The organism is Streptomyces sp. NP160 (genome assembly GCF_006335115.1).
GTDB lineage: Bacteria > Actinomycetota > Actinomycetes > Actinomycetales > Quadrisphaeraceae > Quadrisphaera.
Window position 1 is genome coordinate 36,550 of the sequence record NZ_VDMJ01000015.1, and the last position, 25,348, is coordinate 61,897.

22 protein-coding genes and 1 pseudogene are annotated in these 25,348 nt (G+C 69.5%); 1 reads left to right on the forward strand and 22 read right to left on the reverse strand.

Features of this window, described 5'->3' with window-relative positions:
• Window positions 1-18 precede the first annotated feature (18 nt).
• Window positions 19-1,014 carry a sulfite exporter TauE/SafE family protein gene (locus FHN55_RS09165; protein WP_139712014.1) on the reverse strand — a complete coding sequence of 332 codons (996 nt, stop codon included), beginning with the start codon at window positions 1,012-1,014 and terminating at the stop codon, window positions 19-21.
• Here FHN55_RS09165 and FHN55_RS24245 point away from each other — a divergent pair.
• Window positions 907-1,350, forward strand: a complete 444-nt coding sequence (locus tag FHN55_RS24245) for a tyrosine-type recombinase/integrase (protein WP_373995719.1) — start codon at window positions 907-909, stop codon at window positions 1,348-1,350. The genes FHN55_RS09165 and FHN55_RS24245 overlap by 108 nt on opposite strands.
• Here the strand turns inward: FHN55_RS24245 and FHN55_RS09175 are convergent.
• From FHN55_RS09175 to FHN55_RS09275, 21 genes and pseudogenes are all read right to left on the reverse strand, one after another.
• The gene (locus FHN55_RS09175; protein WP_139712015.1) at window positions 1,335-2,144 is read right to left on the reverse strand and encodes a gluconate 2-dehydrogenase subunit 3 family protein; all 810 of its coding nucleotides are present in this window, start codon (window positions 2,142-2,144) and stop codon (window positions 1,335-1,337) included. The genes FHN55_RS24245 and FHN55_RS09175 overlap by 16 nt on opposite strands.
• Entirely contained in the window at window positions 2,141-3,784 is a 1,644-nt protein-coding gene (locus FHN55_RS09180) for a GMC family oxidoreductase (protein WP_139712016.1), read from the reverse strand. Before FHN55_RS09180 ends, FHN55_RS09175 begins: the two co-directional genes overlap by 4 nt.
• 64 nt (window positions 3,785-3,848) lie before the next feature.
• The gene (locus FHN55_RS09185; RefSeq protein WP_139712017.1) at window positions 3,849-4,790 is read right to left on the reverse strand and encodes an aldo/keto reductase; all 942 of its coding nucleotides are present in this window, start codon (window positions 4,788-4,790) and stop codon (window positions 3,849-3,851) included.
• Window positions 4,791-4,873: 83 nt separating this feature from the next.
• A complete protein-coding gene (locus tag FHN55_RS09190; RefSeq protein WP_218974500.1) occupies window positions 4,874-5,866 on the reverse strand; it encodes a LacI family DNA-binding transcriptional regulator in 993 nt (330 codons plus the stop codon).
• A 120-nt stretch (window positions 5,867-5,986) separates the two neighbouring features.
• On the reverse strand, window positions 5,987-7,111 hold the full coding sequence (locus FHN55_RS09195) for an ABC transporter permease (RefSeq protein WP_139712018.1): 1,125 nt from the start codon (window positions 7,109-7,111) through the stop codon (window positions 5,987-5,989).
• Window positions 7,112-7,295: 184 nt separating this feature from the next.
• Complete coding sequence (locus FHN55_RS09200) at window positions 7,296-8,858, reverse strand: sugar ABC transporter ATP-binding protein (RefSeq protein WP_218974501.1); 1,563 nt, start codon at window positions 8,856-8,858, stop codon at window positions 7,296-7,298.
• On the reverse strand, window positions 8,855-9,949 hold the full coding sequence (locus FHN55_RS09205) for a substrate-binding domain-containing protein (protein WP_139712019.1): 1,095 nt from the start codon (window positions 9,947-9,949) through the stop codon (window positions 8,855-8,857). Before FHN55_RS09205 ends, FHN55_RS09200 begins: the two co-directional genes overlap by 4 nt.
• A 341-nt stretch (window positions 9,950-10,290) precedes the next feature.
• Window positions 10,291-11,430, reverse strand: a complete 1,140-nt coding sequence (locus FHN55_RS09210) for a nitrilase-related carbon-nitrogen hydrolase (protein ID WP_139712020.1) — start codon at window positions 11,428-11,430, stop codon at window positions 10,291-10,293.
• A 443-nt stretch (window positions 11,431-11,873) separates the two neighbouring features.
• Window positions 11,874-12,194: pseudogene (locus FHN55_RS09215) on the reverse strand (transposase); the annotation flags it as partial.
• Window positions 12,195-12,294: 100 nt separating this feature from the next.
• Entirely contained in the window at window positions 12,295-13,785 is a 1,491-nt protein-coding gene (locus FHN55_RS09220) for an aldehyde dehydrogenase family protein (protein ID WP_139712021.1), read from the reverse strand.
• Entirely contained in the window at window positions 13,782-14,456 is a 675-nt protein-coding gene (locus FHN55_RS09225) for an HD domain-containing protein (RefSeq protein ID WP_139712022.1), read from the reverse strand. Before FHN55_RS09225 ends, FHN55_RS09220 begins: the two co-directional genes overlap by 4 nt.
• Window positions 14,453-15,736, reverse strand: a complete 1,284-nt coding sequence (locus FHN55_RS09230; protein WP_139712023.1) for an NAD(P)/FAD-dependent oxidoreductase — start codon at window positions 15,734-15,736, stop codon at window positions 14,453-14,455. The genes FHN55_RS09225 and FHN55_RS09230 overlap by 4 nt, the downstream gene beginning before the upstream one ends.
• Window positions 15,737-15,738: 2 nt before the next feature.
• Window positions 15,739-16,059, reverse strand: a complete 321-nt coding sequence (locus FHN55_RS09235) for a 2Fe-2S iron-sulfur cluster-binding protein (RefSeq protein WP_139712024.1) — start codon at window positions 16,057-16,059, stop codon at window positions 15,739-15,741.
• A 68-nt stretch (window positions 16,060-16,127) separates the two neighbouring features.
• A complete protein-coding gene (locus tag FHN55_RS09240; RefSeq protein ID WP_218974502.1) occupies window positions 16,128-16,901 on the reverse strand; it encodes an SDR family NAD(P)-dependent oxidoreductase in 774 nt (257 codons plus the stop codon).
• 2 nt (window positions 16,902-16,903) lie between these two features.
• A complete protein-coding gene (locus FHN55_RS09245) occupies window positions 16,904-18,766 on the reverse strand; it encodes a PEP-utilizing enzyme (RefSeq protein WP_139712025.1) in 1,863 nt (620 codons plus the stop codon).
• Between the two features lie 115 nt (window positions 18,767-18,881).
• On the reverse strand, window positions 18,882-20,006 hold the full coding sequence (locus FHN55_RS09250) for a PEP/pyruvate-binding domain-containing protein (protein WP_139712026.1): 1,125 nt from the start codon (window positions 20,004-20,006) through the stop codon (window positions 18,882-18,884).
• Window position 20,007: 1 nt separating this feature from the next.
• Window positions 20,008-21,273: a cytochrome P450 gene (locus FHN55_RS09255; RefSeq protein WP_139712027.1), complete on the reverse strand. Its 1,266-nt coding sequence runs from the start codon at window positions 21,271-21,273 to the stop codon at window positions 20,008-20,010.
• 125 nt (window positions 21,274-21,398) lie between these two features.
• The gene (locus tag FHN55_RS09260; protein ID WP_218974503.1) at window positions 21,399-22,142 is read right to left on the reverse strand and encodes an IclR family transcriptional regulator; all 744 of its coding nucleotides are present in this window, start codon (window positions 22,140-22,142) and stop codon (window positions 21,399-21,401) included.
• Between the two features lie 44 nt (window positions 22,143-22,186).
• A complete protein-coding gene (locus FHN55_RS09265; RefSeq protein WP_218974504.1) occupies window positions 22,187-22,729 on the reverse strand; it encodes an HD domain-containing protein in 543 nt (180 codons plus the stop codon).
• Between the two features lie 680 nt (window positions 22,730-23,409).
• Window positions 23,410-24,168 carry a hypothetical protein gene (locus FHN55_RS09270; RefSeq protein ID WP_139712028.1) on the reverse strand — a complete coding sequence of 253 codons (759 nt, stop codon included), beginning with the start codon at window positions 24,166-24,168 and terminating at the stop codon, window positions 23,410-23,412.
• A 16-nt stretch (window positions 24,169-24,184) separates the two neighbouring features.
• A complete protein-coding gene (locus FHN55_RS09275) occupies window positions 24,185-25,237 on the reverse strand; it encodes a ComEC/Rec2 family competence protein (RefSeq protein ID WP_139712029.1) in 1,053 nt (350 codons plus the stop codon).
• Window positions 25,238-25,348 lie beyond the last annotated feature (111 nt).

A 25,348-nucleotide genomic window follows, 5' to 3' on the forward strand; every position in this document is an offset into this window, starting at 1 on the left:
AGCGACAAGGCGTGGGGTCTAGTCGAGCCGTCGAGACGGCTTCAGTGCCCGGTCGACGGGCAGCTGGTGAGACCGGTCACGAGAGCACCGCCGCCGAGCTGGCCGTAACCGCGGCCACCAGCAGCAGCCCCAGCCACAGCGCCTCATAACGCGCCGCGTCCAACCGCCGAAACACCGACTGCCCCACGAGGTACCCACCCCACCCCGACACCACCAGATACCAGGGATGACCACGAACACCCCACCGGCGACCAGCGCCACCACGCTCAGCGGCAGCCGCACCATGTTCAGCACCACCAGGGTGTCTCGCACCACCCCCGGCACGTATGGGCGGTGGGACAGGTAGAACACCGTCGGCGGGCCCGCCAGCGTGGTCGCCGTCCCCAACGTCCCCGAAGCCAGCCCTGCCAGAACCCCCCAGCGCCGGCTGACCACCCTTGCCCGCCCTGAGCGGCGGCTGACCCAGCGCAGCACCACCGCCAGCACCACCGCCGCCGCGATCACCACCAGCAGCACCCGCCTTAGAGCAACGGCGAGCAAGACGGCACCCAGGGCCAGTCCCGGCAGAGAGGACGCCCCCAGGACGGCGACCTCGTCCCACCGCGGCCGAGGTAGGGAGCGGTGAAGGGACAGGATGAGGACGTCCACTGCGGTGCCGGTGATGAGCACCATGCCCACCGCGGCTGGGCCGCCCAGCAGGGCCGCCCCGATGGGGGCGGACAGGATGGCGAAGCCAAAGCCGGTCGCGGTCTGCAGCACTGAGCTGAGAAAGACCAGCGCGCATAGGCCCACAAGCAGCGCAGTGCTGTCAGGAACGAGCAGCGCCTGAATTACGACACGTTCCTGCCCGTGCGGGCCTCGGGTCCGGCCTGCGCCTAGTCCGCAAGGGCTCCAAGCGCCCGCGTGGTGCTGCCCGTCGCCGCCGTGCGCGCACTGGAGACCTACTTGGGCGGGCGCACCAACGGTCCGGTCTTCCTGACCGACGACGGAACCCAGCGCTGGGGCTACGCCCACGCCGCACGCCTGCTGGGCCGGTTGTTCACCGCCGCGGGAGTCTCCGCGGAGGTCACCGCGCACTCCTTCCGCCACGCCTACGCCACCCAGGCCCTGGGCATGGGGGTACCGCTGCAGGACGTGCAGGACGCAATGGGTCATGCCGACCCGCCCACCACCCGGCGCTACGACCGGGGGCCGGGGGCACCTGGACCGCTCTCCCAACGACCGCCTGGCCGCCGCCCTGCTTGGCTGAGCCTTCACAAGCCCGGACCAGGTGCTGGATGCCGAACCGCTGCAAGAGCAGTCACAGCACCCAGCACCAGCACTACTGGTATCGGTCACTGGTCGGTGTAGGGCCACTCCAGCTCGGGCAGCAGGTAGTCGTTCGTGGAGAACTCCCCGCGCTGGGTCTGACCCAACGAGGTGGGACCGGGGAAGCCGATGGTCCGCCACCCGACGTGGTCACGGTTGCCGCCGTAGGCGGGATCGGCGTAGAAGCCCTGCCGCACGTGCAGCAGCAGCATGGGGAAGAAGGCCAGCGCGTCATCGGGAACCGGCTGGTTGGACGGCGGGGCGCCGCCCTCCTCAGCGGGGCTGAGGTCGACCCCGCTGGCCGAGCGCTGCTCACCTTGGGCGGTCAACTTGCCCTCGGCCCGCAGCCTCGCGACGAAGTCACTCGGCTTGGGCCTACCTGACACCTCGACCAGGACGGCGTCCTGCTGCTCCGGGTCGAGGTCGATGTAGGAGGTGCCGTAGCGACGGTCGCTGATGTCCTCGATGTCGCTCACCCCCTGGGTGTAGCGCTCCTGCATCGTCTGCGTGCGCTGGGCCCAGGCAGCCGCGGCCTTGCCGGTCTGGACCAGGAAGCCGTTGCCGTCGGCGGCGGCGTAGACGTGGCCGGCGAGGTAGCGGTCGATGAAGCGCACCACTCCTGCGTCCTTGGCGCCGGGGTCATGGTCGGCGGGGATGATCCGCTCAGCAGCGGCTTCGATGACGGCCCACTGGTGGGCGTCGAAGAAGAGCCGTCCCTCTTCGGGCAGGTGCACCACACCCCAGTCGGCCTGGGAGGTCGAGGACGAACCACTCCCGTCCTGTCCTGCGCCGTCGGCGATGGGCCCGGTCCTCGCCTCAGTCCTGTCGGTGCTCATGCCACACGCTCCTTGACCAGGTGCTCAGCACAGCGCCAGGCGTTGGCCATGATGGTCAGTGTCGGGTTGACGCCAGGCCCCGTGGGGAAGCCGCTGCCGTCCAGGACGAACAGGTTCGGCACGTCATGGGCTCGTCCCCACTTGTCCAGCACGCTGGTCGCCGGGTCGTTGCCCATGCGGGCCGTGCCGTGCTGGTGGCAGGAGTTGCCCTTGGCCTGCTCGAACCACACCGGGATGGTGCTGGCCGCTCCAGCGGCGTCGAGGATCTCCAGGTTCTTGCGCACCTGCCAGTTGCCGATGACGACGTCGTTGGGGTGGTTGGTGTGGGTGATCCGCGCCGCCGGCTGGCCCCAGGCGTCCTTGACGTCGGGGTCCAGGTCGACGCGGTTGCTCTCCCGCGGCAGGTCGTTGAGCAGCACACCGATCTTCATGCTGTGGTTGAAGAACTCCCGGTCGGCGTCCTTGGCGGCCTGTCCCCAGGTGGGCCGGCCCGGGAAGGTCCAGTTCACCGGCGGCCCCAGACCCGAGGCGGTGATGACGCAGCCGGCGATGCCCCCGCGGTCCTCGTCGGTCTCGTAGAAGTCGAAGGTGGTCCCGTTGACGTAGTTGCCGGCCCAGCCGTAGAGGGGGTCGGTGAGCTCGCGGTCGAACAGGCCGATGGCGAAGAAGTAGTCGTGGAAGGTCGCGTTGCGTCCCAGCTGCCCGCTGTTGTTGGCCAGCCCGTCGGGGAAGTGCGCGCTGCGGGAGGCCAGCAGCAGACGTGCGGACTCGATGGCGCCGCAGCACACGATGACGGCGGTGGCCTCCTGCTCGACCATGCGGCCCTGGGGGTCCTCGTACAGAGCGCCCTTGGCGCGGCCGTCGGCAGTGGTCGTGATCTGGTGGACGTAGCAGTCGGTGCGCAGGTCGTACCGTCCGGTGGCCAGAGCGTCCGGGGTGAAGACGCGCTGGGTGGTGGACCGTCCGTCGGTGGGGTCACCGAACTGCTGCACGAACCCGGCGTTGGGGCTGGGCTGACGCCCGTTGTGGGGGCGCGTGAGGATGGACTGGGGCATGGGGAAGGCGTTGTGGCCCAGCTTGGCCATCGCGTCGTAGAAGACCTTGCCGTAGCGGGACACCGGCGGCGGCGGACAGGGGTAGTCCCTGCTGCGGCGCCCTTCGTGCTTGTTGGCGCCCTGCTGGCCCGAGACGCCGAACTCCCACTCGATGCGGGTGTAGTAGGGCTCGAGGTCGTCGTAGCTGAAGGGCCAGTCCGCGAGGCTGGCGCCCTCGACGTCCCCGTGCAGGGACCGCATCTTGAAGTCGGACTCGGTGGCCCGGGGGAACCAGCCGCTGTAGTGGATGGTTCCCCCTCCCACGCAGTGGGGGGTGTTGGAGAACTGCTCCTGCACGGCGGTCTGGGTCTCGTCACGCCGCACGGTGCGGGGGTTCAGGACGGGGTCGGGCCACAGGTAGTTGCGGTTGATGTACTTGATCTCGTCACCGGAGAAGTGCTCAGGGCGCAGGAACGGCCCTCGCTCGAGGCCGACGACGCGCAGTCCGGCTTCAGTGAGCACCTTGGCGGTGGTGGCGCCCGAGGCGCCGCCGGCGCCGATGATGAGCACGTCGACGGGGTCGGGACGTGTTGCTGGGGTCGTCATTGACGTGGGTCCTCTCGTGCTGTCGTGCTTGGGGGTCGAGTCGAAGGGGCCTACTGGGGCGTCGTCACAGGCCGACGCCGCTGCGCCCCTCCGCGGCCAGCTCCAGCAGCTGGCTCCACAGCTCTTCGGGGATGGGGTGCTCAGCCAGTGCGGTGGTCTGCGCCACGCGCTGCGGGGTGGACATGCCCACGATCGTCGAGGCGACCCGCTCATCGCGCAGGGAGAACTGCAGGGCTGCAGCGGCCAGGGGCACTCCGTGGCGCTGGCAGGCCTGCTGCATCGCCTCTACGCGGGAGATGACCTGCGCGCTGGCGGGCTGGTAGCAGTAGTTGGGTACGGCCTGGGGTCCGCGCACGAGCATGCCGCCTCCGTAGGGCGCGGCGTTGAGGAAGGCGACTCCCCGAGAGGCGGCGTCGGCGATGAGCGGCTCGGCGGAGGAGTCCACGAGGGTGTAGCGGTTGTGACTGATGACGGCGGCGAAGACGTCCAGCTGCAGGTAGCGCAGCATGAGGTCGATGGGCCCTCCGGCCACCCCCAGGTGTTCGATCAGACCCTCCTGCTGCAGGTCCACCAGGGCCTGCACGGCTCCGTCCGGTGCAGTCGCCTCCTCGAAGGAGATCCGCTCCGGGTCGTGCAGGTGGACCAGCTGCAGGCGGTCCAGGCCCAGGCGCTCCAGGCTCTCGTGGACGGAGGCGCGCACGCGCTCGCCGGAGAAGTCCTCGCTGCCCGGCAGCGGGTCGACCTTGGTGGCCAGCACGAACCCCGGCGGAGGTCCACCCGCTTCGGCGAGCGCCTTGCCGATGCGCCGCTCGCTCTCCCCGTCGCCGTAGTTGTTGGAGGTGTCCATGAAGTTGAGCGGACCGCCGAGCACCGACAGGACGGTCTCCACGGCTTGGTCCTCCCCGACCTCGTACCCGTACTGGGAGGGGAAGTTGCCCAGCGGGCTGGTGCCGACGCACAGCGGCGTCACCTGGAGGCCGGTGGTGCCGAGTTCGCGCTTGTCCATGGTGGGTCCTCTCTCAAGGAGCTCGTGAGGGGTCGTGGGTCAGGACGTGGAGCGCAGACGCCGTGCGTCCGCGCTGAGACCGGTTAGGTGATGACCGGGGGCGCTGCGCTGCTCGCGCGCGTCAGCAGGTGGGGTCGGACAGCCTCGGTGGTCTGGACCTCGTCACCGTCGATGTAGCCCAGCAGACGCTGCACGCAGCGGCGTCCGACCTCGGCGAAGTCAAGTTGGACCGTGGTCAAGGCGGGCCGGGTCCAACTGACCTCGGGGATGTCGTCGAAGCCGACGATGCTGACCTGAGACGGCACCTGGCGACCGGCGTCGGCCATGGCGGCCATGACCCCGATCGCCATCTGGTCGTTGGCGACGAAGACCGCCGTCACCGAAGGGTCGCCAGCCAGCCGTTGCCCAGCGTGGTATCCCGACAGCGAGCTCCAGTCTCCGGCGACCGGCGCATAAGCGGGACGTCCGGCGGCAGCCAGTTCTGCGCGCCAGCCCTCGATGCGCGCCCGGGTGCCCAGCCAGCCTTCGGGACCGCTCACGTGGTGCACCGTCGTGTGGCCGAGGTCGAGCAGGTGGCGGGTGGCCAGCCGAGCCCCGAGCGCTTCGTCGATGGCGATCTTGGTGGTGCCGTTGTCGATGCCGGGCTCGAACATCACCAGGGGGATGTCGGTGGGCTGCCCTTCGACGGAGCTGGCAGCGGCATCGGTGGGGGCGATGACGAGGATCCCGTCGACGGCATCGCGGGTGAGCTGGTCCAGCGCGACGCGCATGGCGCGACGGTCCACGGTCTCCAGTGGGTGCAGGTTGCAGGTGTAGCCGGCCTCGCGCGCCGCGGCCGCAGCCGCCATGAGCGTCAGCGAGGGGCCGTACTGCTCCGCGCCGACGCACACCACCCCCAGGTGCATGGTGCGCTTGGTGGCCAGCGCCCTGGCGGAGGCGTGAGGGCGGTATCCCAGCTGAGCGACCGCCGCCTGCACCTTCGCCCTGGCCGCCTCGCTGACCATGGGGCTGTCGTTGAGGACGCGGGAGACCGTCTGGTGGGAGACGCCAGCCAGACGCGCCACGTCGCGCAGCACGGGAGCTCGAGTGCCAGCACCGGACTTGGTCATGACCGGGACCTCCTGGACCTGGGATGGGGTGACATGGCGGTCATCCTGCGCTGGCGGGTCGGCGGTTCGGCCGGCGCAGGAGCGTGCTCAGCTGGTCACCGTCGCCGTCGGCACCGGCGGGGTGTTCTGCGCGCCAGGTCCCGACCTCGAGGAGGGTCGCTTGCGCAGGGCGGAGCGGATCCGGGCAACGCCGCCGGCGCTGGACAAGAAGACGGCGATGATGATGACGGCGCCCTTGATGACCAGCTGAGGCTCGGAGGAGATGCCGATCAGGTTCATGATGTTGGTGATGATGGAGATGACGAAGCAGCCGATGACGGCGCTGATCGGGTCTCCCTTTCCCCCGAAGAGCGAGGCACCTCCGACCACGACGGCGGCGATGGCGTCCAGCTCGTAGCCCTGACCGATCAGCGAGCTCCCTTGGAGCAGCTGGGCAGCCGCGAGCAGTCCCGCCAGCCCTGCCAGCAGTCCGGACAGGATGTAGGTGGTCATGAGGTCACGGCTGACGGGCAGGCCGGAGAGCCGAGCGGCCTCACGGTTGCCGCCGATGGCGTACAGGCGCCGCCCGAAGGTCGTGTACTTGGCCACGAAGGCGGCGATGAGCATCACGACCAGGAAGATGGACACGGGGTTGGGCAGTCCGAGCCACGCGCCGTCGGAGAACCACTGCACGAAGCTGGTGTTGCTGATGGAGATCAGGCTGGTGGACTGGATGATGTAGCTGGCGCCCTGGACGATGCTCAGGGTCGCCAGCGTGGCGATGAACGGTGCCAGTCCGAGGACGACGACGAGCACTCCGTTGAGCAAGCCGACCAGCGCTGCGACTGCCAAGGTGGCGATGACGGCGACTCCTGCCGGGACGCCCTGCTGCATGAGCAGAGCGCTGACGACGGTGGAGATCGCGACGGTCGATCCCACGGACAGGTCGATGCCACCGGTCAGGACGACGAAGAACTGCCCGACGGCAAGCACAGCGACGATGGCCGAGAAGGAGATGACGTTGGTCGCGTTGCGGACCGTGAGGAAGTCGGGCGTGGCGATGAAGCCGATGATGACGATGCCGACCAGCACGATGAGCAGGTAGGACCGCGGCAGGGCGGCCTTCGTCCGGCCCCAGAGGACTGCGGCCGCTGCCGGCGCGGCAGGACCACCGCCGCTGGAGGTGGATGAGCCGTTGGCTGGGCCCGGGGTCGTGGTCGTTGAGTGGGTCATGTCGCCTCTCCGGTCCTCGTCGCTGTTGGAGTGACACGCGGTTCGTGGGGTTGGTGTCCGTGGCTGCCCGACCGCGCCCGTGCCGGTGAGCGCCCGTCAGGGCGCCGGCTCCGCTGAGCGGCCTGCCTCACCGGTACGACCGATGAGCGGGCGTGCGGACCGCGGGGCGCTTCCACCCGAGCGGTCATCCGAAGCGCTCGATGATTGCTTCGCCGCGGGGATCGATGTCGTCGTGGTCGAGCTCAGCGACCATCTGCCCGCTGGCCATCACCAGGACCCGGTCGCACATCAGTGCCTCGGGGATCTCCGAGCTGGCCACGATCACGGTGCCGCCGGAGGCCGCGAACTCCCTCAGCAGCTCGTAGATGTCTTCCTTGGCGCCTACGTCCACGCCGCGCGTGGGCTCGTCGCAGATCAGCACTCGGGCTGAGCGCACCAGCCACCGTGCCAGGATCGCCTTCTGCTGCGTCCCCCCTGAGAGGGTCTTCACAGGCTGGTCGACGCTGGTGATGCGCATGCCCAGCCGCTCGGCCAGACGACGTGCTTCCGCGTTCTCCTTGCGCTGGTCCCGGACGGAGAAGCGGCTGAACATCGGGAGGCTCGCCAAGGTGATGTTGCCGGCCACTGACATGTCGGGGACGAAGCCGGACGTCTTGCGGTCTTGCGGCAGCAGGCCGATCCCGTGCTTAATCGCCTCACGGGGACTGGCCAGAGCCGCAGGCGTGCCGTCGACGGTGGTCTGTCCGCCGGTGCGGGGGCGGGCGCCCGCCAGGCATGAGGCCAGCTCTGACTGTCCGGAGCCGACCAGCCCCGCGATGCCCAGGACCTCTCCCTCGTGCAGGTCGAAGGAGACGTCTTGGTACTTCCCCTCCTCGCTGAGGCCCCGCACGGAGAGGATGACCTCACCTCGGGCGCCGGTGCCGATGCGGGGACTTCGCTGACCCGACAGGGCGGCCTCGGCGAGAGAGCCTTTCAGGTCGCGTCCGACCATGGCGGAGACGACTTGGGCGGCGGTGCTGTCCTGTGTGGAGAAGGACTGGGCCAGGACACCATCTCGCAGGACCGAGACGGTGTCGCATAGACGGTAGAGCTCGTCCATGCGGTGCGAGATGTAGACCATTCCCACGCCCTGGGTGGACAGGCCCTCGAGCACCTCGAAGAGACGTCGAACATCCGGTGGCGGCAGCGTGGACGTCGGCTCGTCGAGCAGCAGCACCCGCGCGTTGCGGTGGATGGCCTTGGCCAGCTCGACGGCCTGCTGTTCCGCCACCGAGAGGTTGCCCACCAGCGCGGTGACGTCCAGGGAGAACCCGACCCGCTCCAGGGCTTGGCGGGCCTGGTTGCGCATCGTGGGCCACGACACCGCTCGCAGGCTCCCAGTGGGCAGACCACCGAGGAGGACGTTCTCCGCGACGCTGAGCTGGGGGACCAGGCTGAGTTCCTGATAGATCGTCTGGATCCCGGCGTCCTGGGCGTCCTGGGGGCTCCGGAAGGCGACCTCGCGGCCGGCGACGGTGATGCTGCCGGCGTCAGGTGACTCGGCTCCTGAGAGGATCTTCACCAGGGTGGACTTGCCCGCGCCGTTCTGCCCCGCGAGGGCGTGGATGCTGCCGGCGCGGAGGTCCAGGTCGACACCTTTGAGGGCAGGGACGCCCACGTAGGCCTTGGTGATGCCGCGGACCTGGAGCAGGCCATCACCACCAGGCATCGGTGCACTGCCGGCGGCGGTGTGCGCCGGAGAGCTCACTTGTCGTCCTGGGCGCGGACGTAGGTGTCCTCAGGCTTGTAGTACTGCGCAGCGTTCTCGGGGGTCACCACGGTGGTCTGGACGTACTTGGTGCCCCCCGGGCAGGCCTCGGTGTTCTTGTTGTAAGCCTGCAGCGCCATGCGCACGGCTTCGGCGCCCTGGTCCCACGGCTGGTTGGACGCTGTGGCCTGCAGCGGACCCGTGGGGTCGTCCACCATCTGCTTGACCGACTCCATGCCGCCGTCGTAGGAGCCCTCCAGGATCCCGTCTCCCCACAGCCCTGCCTGCGTGAGCGCCTGCTGGACGCCGGCCTGCATGACGTCGCTCTCGCTGTAGACGATCTTCAGGTCGGGATTGGCGGTGGCCACGTCGCGCATGGGAGCCAGCGCCTTGTCCGGCAGCCAGTTGCCGTACTTGAAGTCCAGCTCGGTGGTAGTGACACCGGGGTTGGCCCCCATGACCTCGTTGTAGCCCTGCATGAAGCCCTGGTAGCGCAGCTCGCTGAGGACGTCTCCGGGGTAGCCGCCGATGCCGACCAGCTTGATCTCGCCGCTGGTGCCCCACTTGGCGATCGCTTTCTGGGCGATGGCCTTGCCCGCCAGCGCTCCGGTGGCGACCTGGTCCTCGGCGACGTAGCAGAACTGCTGGTCGACTAGGGAGGGGTCGAGGCTGGAGTTGACTGTGACCACCGGGATGCCAGCATTGGCCAGGGCCTTCACTGAACCGGCCAGGCCGAGTGGGTCATTGGGGTTGATGATCACGACGTCCACGCCCTTGCTGATGAGGGTCTGCACGTCCTGGTTTTGCTGGGTGGTGTCGCGGTTGGCGTCCAGCACCTCAATGGTGGCGCCCATCTGCTTGGCCTCGTCCTGGCCGCCGGCGACCAGCGTCTTCCACCAGTCGCTGCCCGAGATGCCGCGCTGTGACCAACCGATGACGAGGCCTTCCCCGGTAGCCTTGTCCTCTGCGCTGGCGGTCGCAGTGTCTCCGCGTCCGCAGCCGGTCAGGACTAGTCCAGTGACGGCGACAGCCGCTGCGGCGGCCAGCAGACGCGAACGCTTGCGCGCGCGCAGGGGTGTGGTGGGTGCCATGGGGACCACTCCTTCGTGGAGATGACGGGGCGAATGGCTCTGGCAGGCGCGGTGGGCCGGCCGATGGATTGGGCTGCGAAGCCATCTAGGGATGACCTGGTGCGAAATGGTGCGCCGCGGTGACGGCGTTGAGGCGGCTGGGCGCGCGAGGCTGGACTTGCGCGCCCAGCCCGCTTTGGAGCTGGTGACCCCAGTGGTGGCGGCTACGGTGCGCCAACGGGGGCCCCGCGGTGGGAGGCGGTCAACCCCACCCGGGTTCGGGAGCCCGGGTGGGGTTGACCGCGGAGGGCTGCAACCCCCGGATGCTCACCGGGCTCAGCCGGTCAGCTCACGCATGTAGGTCAGGCCTTGTCGCCGGACTTCTCAGCGGTAGAGGTGATGGGTTCGCGCTCACCACTGCCAGACTCGGGCCGGACGAAGACGCCGCGCTCGACCAGCAGGTCGATGTTGCGAGCACGCGTGGCGTCCTCACGGGCCAGCCATCCTTCGGTTGGCGGCGCGTCCAGGTACTGGTTCTTCGGGTAGATCGGCTTGTCGTAGATGGCGCGGTACTGCTCGGTGCGCAGGTCCTTGAACTGGTTGTAGAGGCCGTTGGCGATGCGTCGACGGCGCAGTGCCTCGATGTCGATGGTGGTGCAGACGAAGGAGTCACCTGAGGTCCAGCCGGTCTGCTGGGCCACGATGTGACCACTTGGCTCCACGATCATGGAGCGACCACCGAACAGGTCCTGCATGCCTCCGTCGTCCATGACCTCGGGACCGAGGTTGGGAGCAACGACGTACATCTGGTTGAAGACGGCGTGGGCGCGGTTCTGCAGCTCCCAGAAGCCCTTCATGACGGCGGGCTCGATGAGGGTCGGGCGGATGAGGATTTCGGCGCCGTTCATCGCCAGACCGCGACCGATCTCGGGGTAGACACCCTCGTGGCAGATCGCGATGCCGATGTTGCCGATCTCAGTGCGGGCGACGGGGAAGATCGCCTCCATCACGTCCCCGCCACCCTTCTTGGCGATGAACTCGTCCCACACGTCGTGGGGGTTCATGTTGCCGAGCATCCCGCCTTCGTAAGCGTCACTCGTGGCCTTGTACCGCTTGTAGACGATCTCCCCCTGGGGGTCGATCACGAAGGCGACGTTGAAGTAGCGGTCTTCGAAGTCCGGGTCCTTGACCATGTACAGCTCCGCGGCGATGAACACGTCGAGCTGGCGCGCCTTCTTGCCCAGCTCGTCGGTCTCGGGCCCCGGGATGGTGACCGCGAAGTGCTTCTCGCGCTCTCGGTTGCCGGGAGTGTTGGGGATCATCCCCTGGATGGCCATCTCGGGAATGGCCACCAGGCGGACCGGCGCCCCTTCCCACGCGGCGACCATCACCGCCGTGTCCATGAACTTGTTGATGCGCTTGACGTTCTCAAGCGCATCCCCCTTCTCCTTGGCCGTGAAGGTGCGGGGTGAGAGTGCTGTGACCGCGTACGGCTCCACCATGAGCGAGTCCTCCTCGAGTCGCTTGCGTGCCCCAAGTGTGACCGGTCACATTTGGTCGTGTCAATCCCCCAGCGCCTCCGACGTGCTGGATCGCATCCAAGCAAGATTGGCATGTGACCGCTAACAACGTCTGGGAAGGCACTGAGCAGCGCATAGTCGCTGCTCAGGTCGCCCTCGGGCCACCCGAGCCCAAGGCGCGAAGGATCAGTGGACGAAGCAACTGCCGCGGGCCGCATCTATTCACTGGCTCCGTGTCGACTCCGATGCCTGCCCTTACCTTGTGGGCACTGCAGCACGCGGCGACTGAGGTACGCGTGCACCGCTTCGCGCAGCCCGCGTAGCGGGAGGTCAGGCGACGCCCGGTTCGACCGACTGACTCATCGCGGTCACGTCCCCTGTAGTGGTGTAGATCGTTCTCACCGTGCGGGGTCAGCTGGTGGGGATCATGCCGTCATGGCGGCCCCGGTGTCGATGCTGGTGCCGCCGGTGGTGAGGCTTGCCGGCAGCTCGGTGATGTTGGTGCCGTTCAACGCGGCCATCGACGCCTCGGACAGATAGCGACGCTCGCCGGCGGCCCACTCATCGTGCGCCTCGATCAGCACACAGCTCGTCAGCCGCAGCAGCGCAGCGTCGTTGGGGAAGACCCCCACCACGTCGGTACGCCGCTTGATCTCCTTGTTCAGCCGCTCCAGCGGGTTGGTCGACCAGCTCTTCTTCCAGTGCGCCGCCGGGAAGGCGGTGAACGCCAGGACGTCCTCGCGGGCGCCGTCCACGCAGACCTCGCGGCGCAGCGTCGTGGACGTCGCGCTCGTCGGGACACGAAGCGGTTCCACAGGAGACATGCCGACTCGGCTGGCTGTTGAGTCAACCGGTCCGGCGGTGGATGGACTTGAACGTCAGGTAGGCGTGCAGGCCCTCGACGCCGTACTCGACCCCGAGCCCGGAGTCGTGCCGCCCTCCGAAGGGGGCGTTGTGGTTGGAGGCGAAGAAGCCCAGGCCGACGGAGCCGGTGTCCATGCGCTCGGCCACGCGCTGCGCAGCGGCGGCGTCGCCGGAGAAGACGAGCCCCCCGAGCCCGAACCCGGTGGAGTTCGCCAGCTCCACCGCCTGGTCGACGTCGTCGTACGCCATGACGGTCAGCACCGGGCCGAAGACCTCCTCCCGGGCCACGCGCATCGACGGGGTGACGTCGGCCAGCACCGTCGGCTCGACGAACCAGCCTGACGAGCCGTGGACGGCGTCCCCGCCCGTGACCACGCGGGCACCTTCGCGTCGCGCGTCCCGCAGGTGCTCCAGCACGTGCTCGTACTGCCGGTGGTTGGCCAGCGGCCCGAAGGCGGTGGCGGGGTCGAGGGGGTCGCCGAGGGGTGCCGCGCACACCGTCCGTGCTGCTACCGCCAGCACCTCCTCGTAGCGCGAGGCCGGGGCCAGCAGGCGTGTGGAGATGTAGCAGGTCTGACCGGTGTTGCGCAGGCAGGAGCGCAGCAGCACCCCCGCCAGCTGGGCGAGGTCGGCGTCCTCCAGCACGACCGCCGAGGACTTCCCACCGAGCTCGAGCGTCACCGGGCGCAGGAGCTCGCCGCACGCGGCCGCGATCCGGCGTCCCACGGCCGTGGATCCGGTGAAGGCGACCTTGTCGACCAGCGGGTGCCGGACCAGGGCGTCGCCCACATCCCCGGCACCCGTCACCAGGTTCACCACGCCGTCGGGCAGCCCCGCCGCCGCCACCGCCTCGACCACGAACCGGATCGACAGCGGCGTGGTCTCCGCTGGCTTGAGCACGACCGTGCAACCCGCCAGCAGCGCCGGGGCGAGCTTGACGACCATGAGGTTGATGGGGAAGTTCCACGGCGCGATGAGCGCGCAGACTCCCACCGGGTCTCTCATGACCACCGTCTCGCCCTCCCCGGACGGGAACGGGCGCACGTCGTCCGCCTCGAGGAAGGGCGCCAGCCCGGCCACGTGGCGCAGGATGCCCGCGGCGTTCGCCGCCGCTCCGCGCGTCTCGGTGATGGGGGAGCCGTTCTCACGGGTGGTGGTCAGCGCGATCAGCTCGGCCCGAGCTTCGACCTCGTCGGCGATCCTGAGCAAGTGCTCGGCCCGCTCGGTGGGCGACAGGCGCGGCCACAACCCCTCCCGGAACGCCCGGGCGGCAGACTGCACGGCAGCGTCGACGTCCGACGGAGCGGCGCACGGGACGCTGCCCCACACCTGTCGGGTGGCCGGGTCGACCACGTCGAGACGCCGGGCACCTGTGGCCGCGACCCACCGGCCGTCGATGAACAGGTCGTCGACGTGCTCATGGGGCAGGGCTAGCCCCGTCCGCAGGTCGTGCAGCTCACCCGTTGCGGTCACCGGATCACGCTCGTCTTGAGCAGCGCTTCGGAGCGCACCAGGTCGGCGTGGGCCATCTGCACCGCTGCCTCGGTGAGCAGCTCCGGCACGATCTCGCGCCACAGCCGGTCGCAGTAGGTGGCGGGGTCGAGCCCGAACCACCCGGACGCCAGCGCGATGCCCGCGTGGTCGAAGCGCCACAGGCGGTCGGCGTCGCGCACGAGGGCGTCCTCGAGGGTGTGCGCCTCCTTGCGGGTGTCATGGCCGCGGATGATGTCGACGACGGCGTCGACGAACGCCGGGGAGTACCCAAGGCCGGGCAGCACCTCGCGGGCGATGGCGCAGCCCTGTTCCTCGTGCTCGAAGCGGATGGCCGCCTTGCGCCAGTCCCCGCCGAAGCCCTCGGAGATGATGCGGCTCTCGTCCACCCGGGCCCAGCCGGTGTCGTGCAGGAGGATCGCGACCCTCACCACGAGCGCGTCCGCCTGCGGGTAGGCGGCGCACAGGCGCTCCGCGTACGCCAGGGAGATGGGCAGGTGGATGTCGTTGCCCCGGGTGCGGGTCTCGGGCACGACCGCGGTCCAGACGGCATCGAGGTCGTCTCCGCGGGCGGGGGTGCAGGCGATGGGGGAGGTGTCGACGGTGCAGTGCAACGCCACCGGCACCGGGGTCGGGGGCAGGGAGGTCCTCATGCCGGCTGCTCCACGGGCTTCGTCGCGGTGGTGGGCGCGGTGGTGATGCTCTTCAGCGGCACCGACGGGTCGCCCGCGAGGTCGGCGGGGACATCGGCACCGGCGCCGAGCGCCTGCCGCACGGCCATGAAGTCCAGCGGGGCGTTGAGGCACTCGGCGGCGATGATCCGGCCGCCGGCGTAGTGCAGCACCGTGAACCGTCCCTTGGTGTCGTCCCGCCGGACCACCGTGCGGTCGGAGCCCTGGGAGAGCCCGGCGATCTGCAGCTTCAGGTCGCCCTGGTTCGACCAGAACCAGGGGATGCCCGCGTACTCCTCGCGGCGCCCGGTGATGGCGTACGCCGCCACCTTCGCGTGCTCGATGGCGTTGTTGACGCTCTCGAAGCGGACGCGGTCTCCGGGGGGAGAGCCCGGGACGGGATTGGGGAGGTTGGCGCAGTCGCCGATGGCCACGGTCACGCCGTCGGAGGTCAGGGCGCAGGCGTCGACGCGGATGCCGTTGTCGCACTCCAGCCCCAGCTGCTCTGCCAGCTCGGTGTTGGGCAGCACCCCGATACCGATGAGCACGACGTCGGCGGGCAGCGTGCTCCCATCTGCCATCCGCACGCCACGCACGCCGTCGTCGTCTCCGACGAGCGCCTCGGTGCGGGCGCCGAGCTCGATGCGGATGCCGCGGGCGGTGTGGTGGGCCAGCAGGTGTGCGGCCACCTCCTCACCGACGGCGCGCCCCACCAGTCGGGGCCCGGCCTCCAGGACAGTGACGCGCTTGCCCATCTTCTGGAGGCTGGCGGCGGCTTCGAGGCCGATGAACCCTCCGCCGATGATGACCACGTCGGTGGCGGTCTCGGCGCGGGCCTTCAGCTCGAGGGCGTCGTCGGCGTTGCGCAGGTGCAGCACCCCGGGCAGGTCGGTCCCCGGCAGGGGCAGCGGACGGGCCCTGGCCCCGACGGTGAGCGCGAGGCGGTCGAAGGCGAAGACCGCTCCTGAGCGCGAGGTCGCGGTGCCGCTGCCGTCAGCACGCTTGTCGATGCGGGTGATGCGCTCGTTCTTGACCACCCTGATGCGGTGCTCGTCCCAGTAGTCCTGGGAGCGGTGGATGAGCTTCTCCTTGGAGATGCTCCCCTGCAGGAAGTCCTTGGACAGGGCTGGCCGCTGGTAGGGCCGGTGGTCCTCGTCGCCCAGCAGGGTGATGGGGGCGTCATACCCCAGGGCGCGCAGGGAGACGGCCAGCTGCACGCCTGACTGCGAGGCTCCGATGATGAGCAGTCCGTCGGCGGCCACGGTCAGACCTGGGTCGCCGGGGTCGTGACGTGCAGGTCGGTGTGCTCGGTGACGGGCAGCTGGCAGCTGAGGCGGGAGTTCTCCTCCCGGTCGACGGCGGTGCCGTAGAGCATCTCGTCCTCCATCTCGTCCATCTCCGGGAGGTCGGGCAGGTCGTCGGCGGCCACGAAGACGTGGCAGGTGGCGCACGACAGCGAGCCGCCGCACTCGGCGACGATGCCCGGCACGCCGTTGCGCACGGCGGTCTCCATGACCGAGTCGCCGGGGGTGGCCTCGATGACGCGGACGCCGCCGTCGGCGTCGGTGAAGCTGACCTGGGGCATCGGGACTCCTTGGTGAGCAGGTCCGGTGGGTGGTGCGGGGCGGGGAGCGCGCCGGGGCGGACGGGTGGTCAGATGAACTGACGACCGCCGTCGACCACGAGCGTCTGCCCGGTGATGTAGGTGCTGTGCGGGCCGGCGAGGAAGAGCGCGGCGCCGACGACGTCCTCGGGGTGCGCGGGCCGGCGCAGCGCGCTGCGGTCGACGCCGTAGGCCTCGGCGTCCTCGACGAGGCCGTAGCTGGCCTCGGTGAGCGTGAAGCCGGGGGCGATGGCGTTGACGGTGATGGACCGCCGTCCCAGCTCCTTCGCCATCACGCGGGTGAGCGCGATGACGCCGCCCTTGGACGCCACGTAGTGCAGCCAGTGCTCCGACCCGCTGTAGACGGTGGCGGAGGAGAGGTTGACCACGCGGCCGCCCTCGGGCAGGTGCGGGCTGCAGGCCCGCACCACCAGCCACGGCCCCTTGAGGTTGACCGCCATGACGCGGTCCCACTCGGCGGGGTCGATGTCCTCCAGGGGAGAGCGCGTGACGGTGGCGTAGACGGCGGCGTTGTTGACGACGACGTCGATCCGTCCGCCGCCGAAGTCCGCCACGGCCGCAGCGGTCTCCTCCGCCGAGGCCAGGTCGGTGACGTCTGTGCGGCCGGCCCAGGCCTGAGCACCGGCGTCGCGCACCAGACGCGCGGTCTCTTCGACACCGGCGAGGTCGACGTCGGCCACGGCGACCCGGTACCCCAGCCCTGCGAAGCCGAGGGCGAAGCTGCGGCCGAGCCCCCCGGCGGCGCCGGTGACCAGGACGGTGCGGTCGTAGCCCTCGGCGACGCGGGAGGTGTCCGTCGCCACGGTCAGCCCTCGAGGATCTCGACCCGGCCGCGCGAGCCGTCGACGCGGATGCGCTGGCCGGTGCGGATGGTGGTCGAGGCGCTGCCGGTGCCGGTGACGGCGGGCAACCCGTACTCGCGGCACACGATCGCGGCGTGGCTCATCATCCCGCCGATGTCGGTGACGGTGGCTCGGATCTTGCCGAAGATCGGACCCCACGACGGCGCGGTGATGGTGGCGACGAGGATCTCGCCCTGCTGGACCTCGAACAGCTGGTCAGCGCTGGTGATGACCCGCGCCAGCCCCTCCACGACGCCGGGGGAGGCGGCCATGCCGGTGATGGCGCCGTCGGACCCGCCGTCGTCGTCGCCGAGCCACTGCTGCACCTGCTCGGTGGTGATGCCGTAGAGCATCATCGTGAACGGCTCGGTGATCTCCGCGGGAGGCGTGTTCAGCGCCGGCTGCGGACGGCGCGTGGACAGCGCGTCGATGATGCCGCGGCGGCGCTCGATCTCAGCGGGCCAGTAGTGGGGACCCGTCGCCTGCGAGCCGACGCCCCACGCGGTCGCGTGGTCGAACAGCGCGTCCCGGACCTCGCCGCGGGTCAGGTACAGCACGTCGTCGACGTCAGCCCAGAAGCCCGCCTCGACGAAGACGCGGCTCAGCTCGCGCACCTTGCGCCAGAAGACCCCCATCGTCCAGTGCTCGATGTAGAAGTTGTGGTTCTCCACGTACGGGTAGGCCGTCGCGGCGAGCTGGCGCTTCGCGTCGAAGGTGGCCAGCGCCTCGCCGTCCAGCAGCTCGCCGTACTCCTCGACGATGCGGTGGCGCTCCGCCAGCAGCTCCTCGACGGGCCGCACGATGCGCTCCCCGGCGTCCAGGCGGCGCACGTAGTCCTTGATGAACCCCAGCGGGATCTCCTGGTGGTCCTTCCAGTACTTGTCCGTGCCGTAGAAGCCGTTGCCGATGGTGAAGTTGAACCACGGGTCCTGCGCCTCGCGGTAGCTGTCCAGCCACTCCTGCCCGCGGTCGGCGGCCGCGAAGCGCCCCAGCGTCCCCTCGACGTCGTCGGTGTCCGACAGCGCGTCCTGCAGCCCCAGCTCGACGGCAAGCGCCGCGAGGCGCTTGAGCTCGTCGTCGGGGCGGAACAGCTCCATGTCCACGCCCTGGACCATCGTGGCGATGGCCTGGTCGGGGATGCCGGGGAAGACCTGCTTGCAGTAGCCGAAGAAGTCGAGGTAGGCGATGTAGCCGAGGTTGAGGAACTCGAAGTGGTACTGCCAGTTCTGGTAGCAGAGCTGGATGAGCCGGTCGTAGTTCTCCATCAGCACCTCGGTGCCGTCCTTGGCCTTCCCGCTGACGATGTCGTCGAACGGCACCACGTCCGGGAGCAGGGGGAAGCTGAGCGCCTCCATCTCGTCGATGGTCGCGCGGACCTTGACCTTCCACTGCTCGAGCAGGCTGTCCCAGTTCTGGAAGTAGTGGCCGGCGCGCCGCTCGAACTCGGGGACTCGCGCTCCGATCTCCTCGGGCGGCACGGGGACCGGGCTCATGTAGAGGTAGCCCAGGTGGATCTTGAACTCGATGCCGTTGGCCGGAGGGATGAGCAGGTGGCGGGTGTTGTACTGCCCGAGGCACTTCACGGCGAACTCCCCGCCGATGGTCTCGAAGGGCTTGAAGACGGCCGGCCAGTGCTGGCTGTCGCAGAACCAGAACTTCTCGTCCTCCTGGCCGCTCAGGTTCCGGAAGGCGAGGTGGTACGGGTACAGGTCCTCCCAGCCCTCCGCGCCCTCGGGCACGGTCAGGTCGGACGGCTTGGGGAAGGACTTCAGGGTCGGCCGGGGCTCGTCCGCCGCCGTGGTGGGGGAGGGGTCGATCGCGGTCATGGTTGCTCCTTCGCAACGAGGGGGGCGGCAGCTGCGTCGCGGCCGGCGTGTGGGAGTCAGGGTGGTGGGGCTGGCGGAGGTCGGTGAGGAGACGGCGGGACGCTGACCCGAGGGCTCAGCCGCGCCCGGGCGTGGAGGCGCGCGTCAGGGCGGAGAAGCTGAAGGCGCTGGCTGCGGTGGGTGGCGCCGCGGGGACGGCAGGTGCTGCCGTCGCGGCAGCGAGCGGGACACCCCGCGGGACTGCGGAGTGGACCGTCTCCGGCCGTGCCTGCAGCAGGAGCAGGTCCTGGCCGGGGGGCAGGTCGGCGTCGAAGGCCCACTCGACGTCCTGCGGGCAGCGGTAGTGCTTCTCGGCACGCTTGGCGAGCGTCGCCACCGCCACCAGCTCGGCCTCGGTCAGGCAGCGGCGCTGCCTGCGCTCGGCCTCGACCTCTCGCTCGACCAGCTGGCACTGCCCGGCGTCCGGGACCAGCTCGGCGTGCTTGTCACCGATCGTCTCCGAGACCACCGCGAGGACCACCTTGTCGAGCACGTGGTTGTCAGGGGTCACCTGGCCCGACACCACCATCTCACCCACGCCGTAGGAGGAGTCGATGGTGATCTTCGAGCGGTCCCCGGTGAGCGGGTCGAGGGTGAGCGCCACTCCCGACGCGCGGGCGTTGACCATCTTCTGGACGGCGACCGCCATGGACAGCCCCTCATCGGGGATGCCGTTGCGCAGGCGGTACAAGATGGCTCGGCTGGTGTACAGGGACGCCCAGCAGCGGCGGACGTGCTCCAGCACGGATGACTCCCCCCGCACCCAGAGGTAGGTGTCCTGCTGGCCGGCGAAGCTGGCGTCGGGAAGGTCCTCGGCGGTGGCCGACGAGCGGACGGCCACCGGCACCTGCTGGTCGAAGCGCGCCTGCAGGGCCTGGTAGGCGCGCACCACGTGCTCGCGCAGCTCGGTGGGCACCTCGAAGGAGCAGATCAGGTCTCGGATCTCGGCGGAGGCCGCGTCGACGGCCGTCACGTCCTCCGGGTCCAGGTGCTCGAGCGCGGAGGCGATGGCTGCGGCAGCGCCGGACCTCTCCAGCACCGCGTCGAAGTGGGCGGTGGTGATGGCGAAGCCCGGCGGGACGGGCATGCCGGCCGCCGTCATGGTGACCAGCGAGGAGCACTTGCCGCCGAGGAGCGCGTGCTCTGGCTCAGCGGGGTCGTCGAAGAAGCGGACGTAGGCCGACTCGATCTGTCCATCCATGTCAGGCCTCCCAGGTCACGGGGACGCGCACCGGTGCGCGGAAGGAGAGGTTGTCGCCGAAGCGGATCTGCTCGCCGTCGACCAGGCTCATGCTCGGAGCGAGCCGCGCGACCTCCTCGACCGCGATCCGGGTCTGCAGCTTGGCGAGCATGTTGCCCAGGCAGTAGTGGATGCCGAAGCCGAAGGACAGGTGGTCGCGGGCGTTGGGACGGGACACGTCGAAGGCGTCGGCGTCCTCGAAGTGCGACTCGTCTCGGTTCGCTGAGCCCATGACCAGCAGCAGCTCCGCGCCTGCAGGCACGTGCTGGCCACCGACCACGGCGTCGGCCAGGGCCTTGCGGCGCCACGCGACGATCGAGGGGCTGTACCGCAGCACCTCGTCCACGGCGGCGGGGACGAGTGCCGGGTCCGCGACGACGGCGTTCCACTGGTCGCGATGCGCCAGGAGCACCCTCAGCGCGTTGGAGATGAGTGTGGTGGTGGTCTCGTGGCCGGCGAACAGCAGGCTGTAGCAGATGGAGGCGATCTCGTGGTCGCTGATCTCCGCACCCTCGCCCTGGGCCCGCACGAGGTCGCCGACGAGGCTGTCGCGCTCCTCGCCGTGGGCCTCGGCCACCAGGCGCTGGCACTCGCTCCAGTACTCCACGAGGTTGTGCGCGTGGGGCACCTGCTCCTCGTCGGACAGGTCGCCCCACGTCATCGCCGCGCGCGAGTCCGACCACCGCTTGAACGTGTCGACCTGGGAGGTGTCGGCACCGATGAGCGTCAGGATCGTGGTGGTGGGCACCTCGTAGGCGAGGTCGGCCACGAGGTCCCCGCGGTGGTCGGGGCGGGAGAGCAGCTCGTCCAAAAGCCGCACGACGTTCACCCTGATCGCCGGCTCCAGCACCTTGTACCGCCTCGGCGTGAAGGCCCTGGAGACGATCTTGCGGATGCGGGTGTGGTCCGGGGGGATGCGGGCGGACAGCCCCGAGTAGGCGGTGAAGCCACCGTCGAGCATGATCTGCGTCGCCGCGTGGCCCCGTTCGCGCACGGGCGCCTGGGCGTTCTCGCTGCTGAAGGTCTGCCAGTCCTCGAAGACGGCCTTGATGTCGTCATAGCGGGTGACCACCCAGTACCCGACCCGCTCGTCGTAGTGGACGGGAGCCTCGGCGCGCAGGGCGGCGTAGGAGGGGAACGGGTCGTCCTGGGCGAAGGGCTCGTAGCCGTGGTGGGCGGGGCACCCCGTCGCCGCTGGGCTCGGGGCTGTCTGCCGGGACTGCGGCACGCTGGCTCCCTGGTCTCGTCGTCGGTGACTGACACGTGCAGTCTGTTGATCCCGGCGTCCCGGTCACAAGCGCGCACTTCCGACTGTTGGAAGCGATGCCCTGGCCCGCCGACGTCATCGGTGCGTCAGTCCGTCGCTCCTCGCGCAGCGAAGGGCTCCAGGGCACTGCCGATGCGCCGAGCGACCCCGTGCAAGACAGGAAGGTGGCGGTTCATCTGCGTGGCTTGGGAGGAGAGCATCGACAAGCCGAGGGCGGCCACTGCGCTCCCAGTGCGGGTCAGGACGGGGACGGCGATGGAGCAGGCGCCTGCTCGGACCTCCTCGTAGGTGGTGGCATAGCCCTGCTCTCTGATCTGCTTCAGCTCGACGAGCAGACGCTCTCCATTGACGTGCGTGCGGAGCGTGGGGGCGTGCATCGGGGTCGCGACGTACGCCTCCTGCAGCCAGGTCTCCTCGTGCGCGAGCAGCACCTTGCCCACTGCCGTCGCGTGCAGCGGCAGCCGACCTCCGACGCGAGAGGCACGGGGGACGCGCTTGGAGCTGTAGACCCTGTCGACGTAGAGCGCGTCGCGTCCCTCGCGCACTGCCATGTGGGCCGTCTCGTGCGTCAGGCTGAAGAGGTCCTGCAGGTAGGGGCGAGCCGCGTCGCGCAGACGCCGACCACCGAGCTGCGCCACTTCCCACAGTCGCAGTCCCACCTGGTAGCGGCCCATGCTGTCCTTCTGCAGAGCGCCCCACTCCACGAGCTCACCGACGAGGCGGTGAGCGGTAGGAAGCGGCAGTTCGGCGGACTGCGCGATCTGGGTCAGCGTCAGTGGGGCCGTGGTGCCTTCGAAGGCCTGGAGGACACGAAGGACCCGGGTGGTCACTGACTCCCCGGTGGGTCGTCTCCGGCCGCGGGCGATCTCGCCGCTCAGCCCAGTGCCCTGAGCTGCGAGGAGGTGTCCGTCCGCACGACCGCCGCCAGTCCTCGCGCCATGGTCCGGCCGGCGTCGGTGAGCAGGTGCGGGTGGACGCGGCTGCCGATGAGCAGGTGCGCCTCTTCTCTCGTGAGGCCGAACCAGTCCATCACGGTGTCGACGCCGTGCGGCGTGAGGCGCCACAGCTTGTCAGCGTCCTTGACGACGGCGTCGTCGATGGAGGTGGCGTGCGCCCGCGAGTCGTGGCCGTCGACGATGCCGACCACTCGGTCCACGACATCGGAGCTGCACCCTGAGCGAACCAGGATCTCGCGTGCGATCGCCGCGCCTTCCACCTCGTGCCGCCGTACCAGGTCCGGCCGGCCCCCGCCGGGAGCGATCGCCTCGAGCACCTCATCTTCGGGAACGCGGGACCAACCGGTGTCGTGCAGGAGGATGGCCGGGAGCACCACTTCGGGATCAGTGCCTGGAACGAGGTCGACGAGTCCTCTGGCGAGCTCGTAGGAGTAGAGGGTGTGCACGTCGTTGCTGCGCACGTGGAGGTGCGGCGCTGCGAGGCGCCAGATCCCCTCGTGGATCGCCGGCATCGGTGCGGTGCCCACGACCTGCTCGACGGTGGGCACGTGAGCAGTGACGTCGCGACCGATCAAGTTGTGCGAGGGCGTTCTCCTGGGGTTCACAGTGGTCCCATCTGGAAGTCGGCACTCACGCCGTCGACCGCCTTCGCAGACCTCTTCATCGTGCGCACAAGTCCTCCTGCGGTGCAGCGGCACAGCGCGGTGAGGCGCTGCCGATCACGGATCTGTCGCGAGACTAGGAACGTGAGCGCCTCTCACCAAAGCACTCGTTTCCATCTGATGGAAGAGCCGCCTCCACGGCCGAGGGCATCCGTCGGGCGGGCGGGCCGCCCCGAAGTGCCGGGATCCACCTCTTACCCGATCCGCCAGCTCACAGCTCGATCAGCTGGTCTGCGCAGGCGCAGAAGCATCGGCGACCTCGGAGAGGGCGGCTCGGGATGACGCAGAGCCGACCGGGTCGGAAGCCCGAGCCGCCTTCACCGTTGTCGCGCTGATCGAGGGCCGGAGGCGACTGGCTTGACTCGCTCCGCCAGGGCCGTCGCAGTGAACGATGGTCAGCGTGTTGCTGACCGGTCGGGGATCCTCGCCGAGCCGTCGTCGCGCTGGGTGACTTTCGTAGAAGCCGCCGACGGCCGCGCTCATAGACGCGGATCGTCCAGTGCGGCGTAGAGACGGGTGGTGTAGTCATCGGCGGCCTCCTGCACCCACACAGGGCATACCTGCGCTGCCCACCCGAGCAGCATGGCGGCGTGCACGGCTAGCACCAGCGCTGTAAGGGGCTGCCCGGTTGGCAGAGCGCGGCTCGCGATCGGCACGGTGCCGCTGATCAGAGCAAGGTCAGCGACAAGGCAGGCGGCCAAGACGGAAAGCGCGACAGGTTTGACCCCGAGGAGGTTGCGGCGGAAGCCGTAGTGGGCGTTCTCCTCGGCCACCAGAGGGAATATGTCCGACTGGGCGCGTACTCGGGCGATGAGCTGCTCGACGGCGAGCTGGTAGTGCTCATCAGCTCCAATTGGGTCTTGCTCCTCCTCCGCGGCGGTCGGCAGCTGGACACCGAGCCGCTCCTGGAGCCGCTGGCGGCGGTGTTCGCGCCGTTGGGGTGAGCCGGTGTCGCGATGCCGGAGAGCCCGGGTGCTGGAGAACCCGTCCCAGTCAGCCAGGAGACGGTGTTGCGTGGCCTTGCCGCGGGAGCGTACGAGGGTGACGAGCAGGAACGGCACTCCCGCTGTCACCAGCACCGGCCACATCAAGCCCACCCATGCTGGTTGCCCCTTCGCTGTAGTCAGCCCGGGCAGCTGCGGCAGCAAGTACATCAGCAGGGGTAGGACGACGAGCAGCGCTGGGTACAGTCGCGCTCGGCGGCTGTAGGAGTCGAAGAGGTCCGCCAGAGCCTTCACCGTGTGCCGACGACGCTCAGACGTCGTCCTCGACCAGCGGCCCGATCGGCGGGATCGGACCGTAGTCAGGGCGCTCGGGTGTACCCCGATGGCGCCAGATGTTGATGCCCTCGGTGGCCAGTACAACCGCGCCGCGCCGGCCGAAGGCGTTGGTGACCTTGGGGGAGGGGTGCTTCGGGTCAGCCTTCGCTGAAGAGACGTAGGCGGCGAGCGAGGTGTAACCCGAGTCGCGGGGGCCGAGCCAGCGGTTCAGCAGACTGGGAGAGACGTTGCGCCGACTGCCGTGGTGGGGCACCTGCACGAAGTCGAAGGGGGAAGCGTTGATCGCGCCGTGCATCCGCTCGTAGTGGTCCAGTGCCGCGTGCACCGCTGGAATGCCGGCGTCCCCCGTCAGCAACCAGCGCTCCTGCCCCGGACGAACCAGGGTGACCACCGAGGTGTTGTTGCGGGCGCTGGTCACGCCATCCTCTCCGAGGGTCTCGAAGGGGAAGGTCGCCAGCGCCCGCTCCAAGAGAGCCACTGCTTTGTACATCAGTCGTCCCGCTGTCAGCCGCGATGCCGAAGGTGCGGCCAGCCCTGCTGCGCCCGTGGTCTCTGCGAGGCTGTCGGCGAGCAGCTGTTCGTAGGAGGCGCGGCTGGGCCCCAGAACGGTCAGCAGCCCGCTGAAGCGGCTCTCCCCGGCGAAGGGCTCTGTGATGGTGGTGCCGTGGAGGGTGGCGGCGGCGAGGAGGGCGTCGATGGCCTCGAGGTTGGGGTAATCCCGGACGTCCAGGCCGTGCTCGCGGGGGCGGTGGATGAACAGCTCGCTGACGTACAGGGACTCCACCACCGTCTGCAGGCCGTTGAGATGGTCTCCGTCGGGATGGGTGGAGATCGCAAGGTCGACGCGGCTGGTCTTATAGCGATCGCGGATGTGGTCGACCACGCGGTGGCCGGTGTCGCGAAAGCCGGCGTCGATAACGACCACGGCCATGCGGCCCAGGGCGTCGCTCCAAAAACGCAGTGCGATTGCGTCACCGCTCTTGGAGCCGGCCTCGTTCTCCACCGACAGGAAGTCGATCTCGTGCATGACGATCTGCTGTGGCCAGGACATCGCGCCCCCTTACCCCGCATGCAGCCGCCCGGTGCGGCCGATGAGGTGACCTTCGCACCCACCACTGACAGTTGGTGATGGTCCGAA

What these genes read in the sequence shown, in the direction of transcription:
- FHN55_RS09175 (WP_139712015.1), bottom strand. Translation starts at nt 2,144, where the DNA reads ATGAGCACCGACAGGACTGAGGCGAGGACCGGGCCCATCGCCGACGGC.
- FHN55_RS09235 (WP_139712024.1), bottom strand. Translation starts at nt 16,059, where the DNA reads ATGCCCCAGGTCAGCTTCACCGACGCCGACGGCGGCGTCCGCGTCATC.
- FHN55_RS09210 (WP_139712020.1), bottom strand. Translation starts at nt 11,430, where the DNA reads ATGGTGGAGCCGTACGCGGTCACAGCACTCTCACCCCGCACCTTCACG.
- FHN55_RS09195 (WP_139712018.1), bottom strand. Translation starts at nt 7,111, where the DNA reads ATGACCCACTCAACGACCACGACCCCGGGCCCAGCCAACGGCTCATCC.
- FHN55_RS09275 (WP_139712029.1), bottom strand. Translation starts at nt 25,237, where the DNA reads ATGCACGAGATCGACTTCCTGTCGGTGGAGAACGAGGCCGGCTCCAAG.
- FHN55_RS09185 (WP_139712017.1), bottom strand. Translation starts at nt 4,790, where the DNA reads ATGGACAAGCGCGAACTCGGCACCACCGGCCTCCAGGTGACGCCGCTG.
- FHN55_RS09250 (WP_139712026.1), bottom strand. Translation starts at nt 20,006, where the DNA reads ATGGATGGACAGATCGAGTCGGCCTACGTCCGCTTCTTCGACGACCCC.
- FHN55_RS09180 (WP_139712016.1), bottom strand. Translation starts at nt 3,784, where the DNA reads ATGACGACCCCAGCAACACGTCCCGACCCCGTCGACGTGCTCATCATC.
- FHN55_RS09225 (WP_139712022.1), bottom strand. Translation starts at nt 14,456, where the DNA reads ATGAGGACCTCCCTGCCCCCGACCCCGGTGCCGGTGGCGTTGCACTGC.
- FHN55_RS09245 (WP_139712025.1), bottom strand. Translation starts at nt 18,766, where the DNA reads ATGACCGCGATCGACCCCTCCCCCACCACGGCGGCGGACGAGCCCCGG.
- FHN55_RS09205 (WP_139712019.1), bottom strand. Translation starts at nt 9,949, where the DNA reads ATGGCACCCACCACACCCCTGCGCGCGCGCAAGCGTTCGCGTCTGCTG.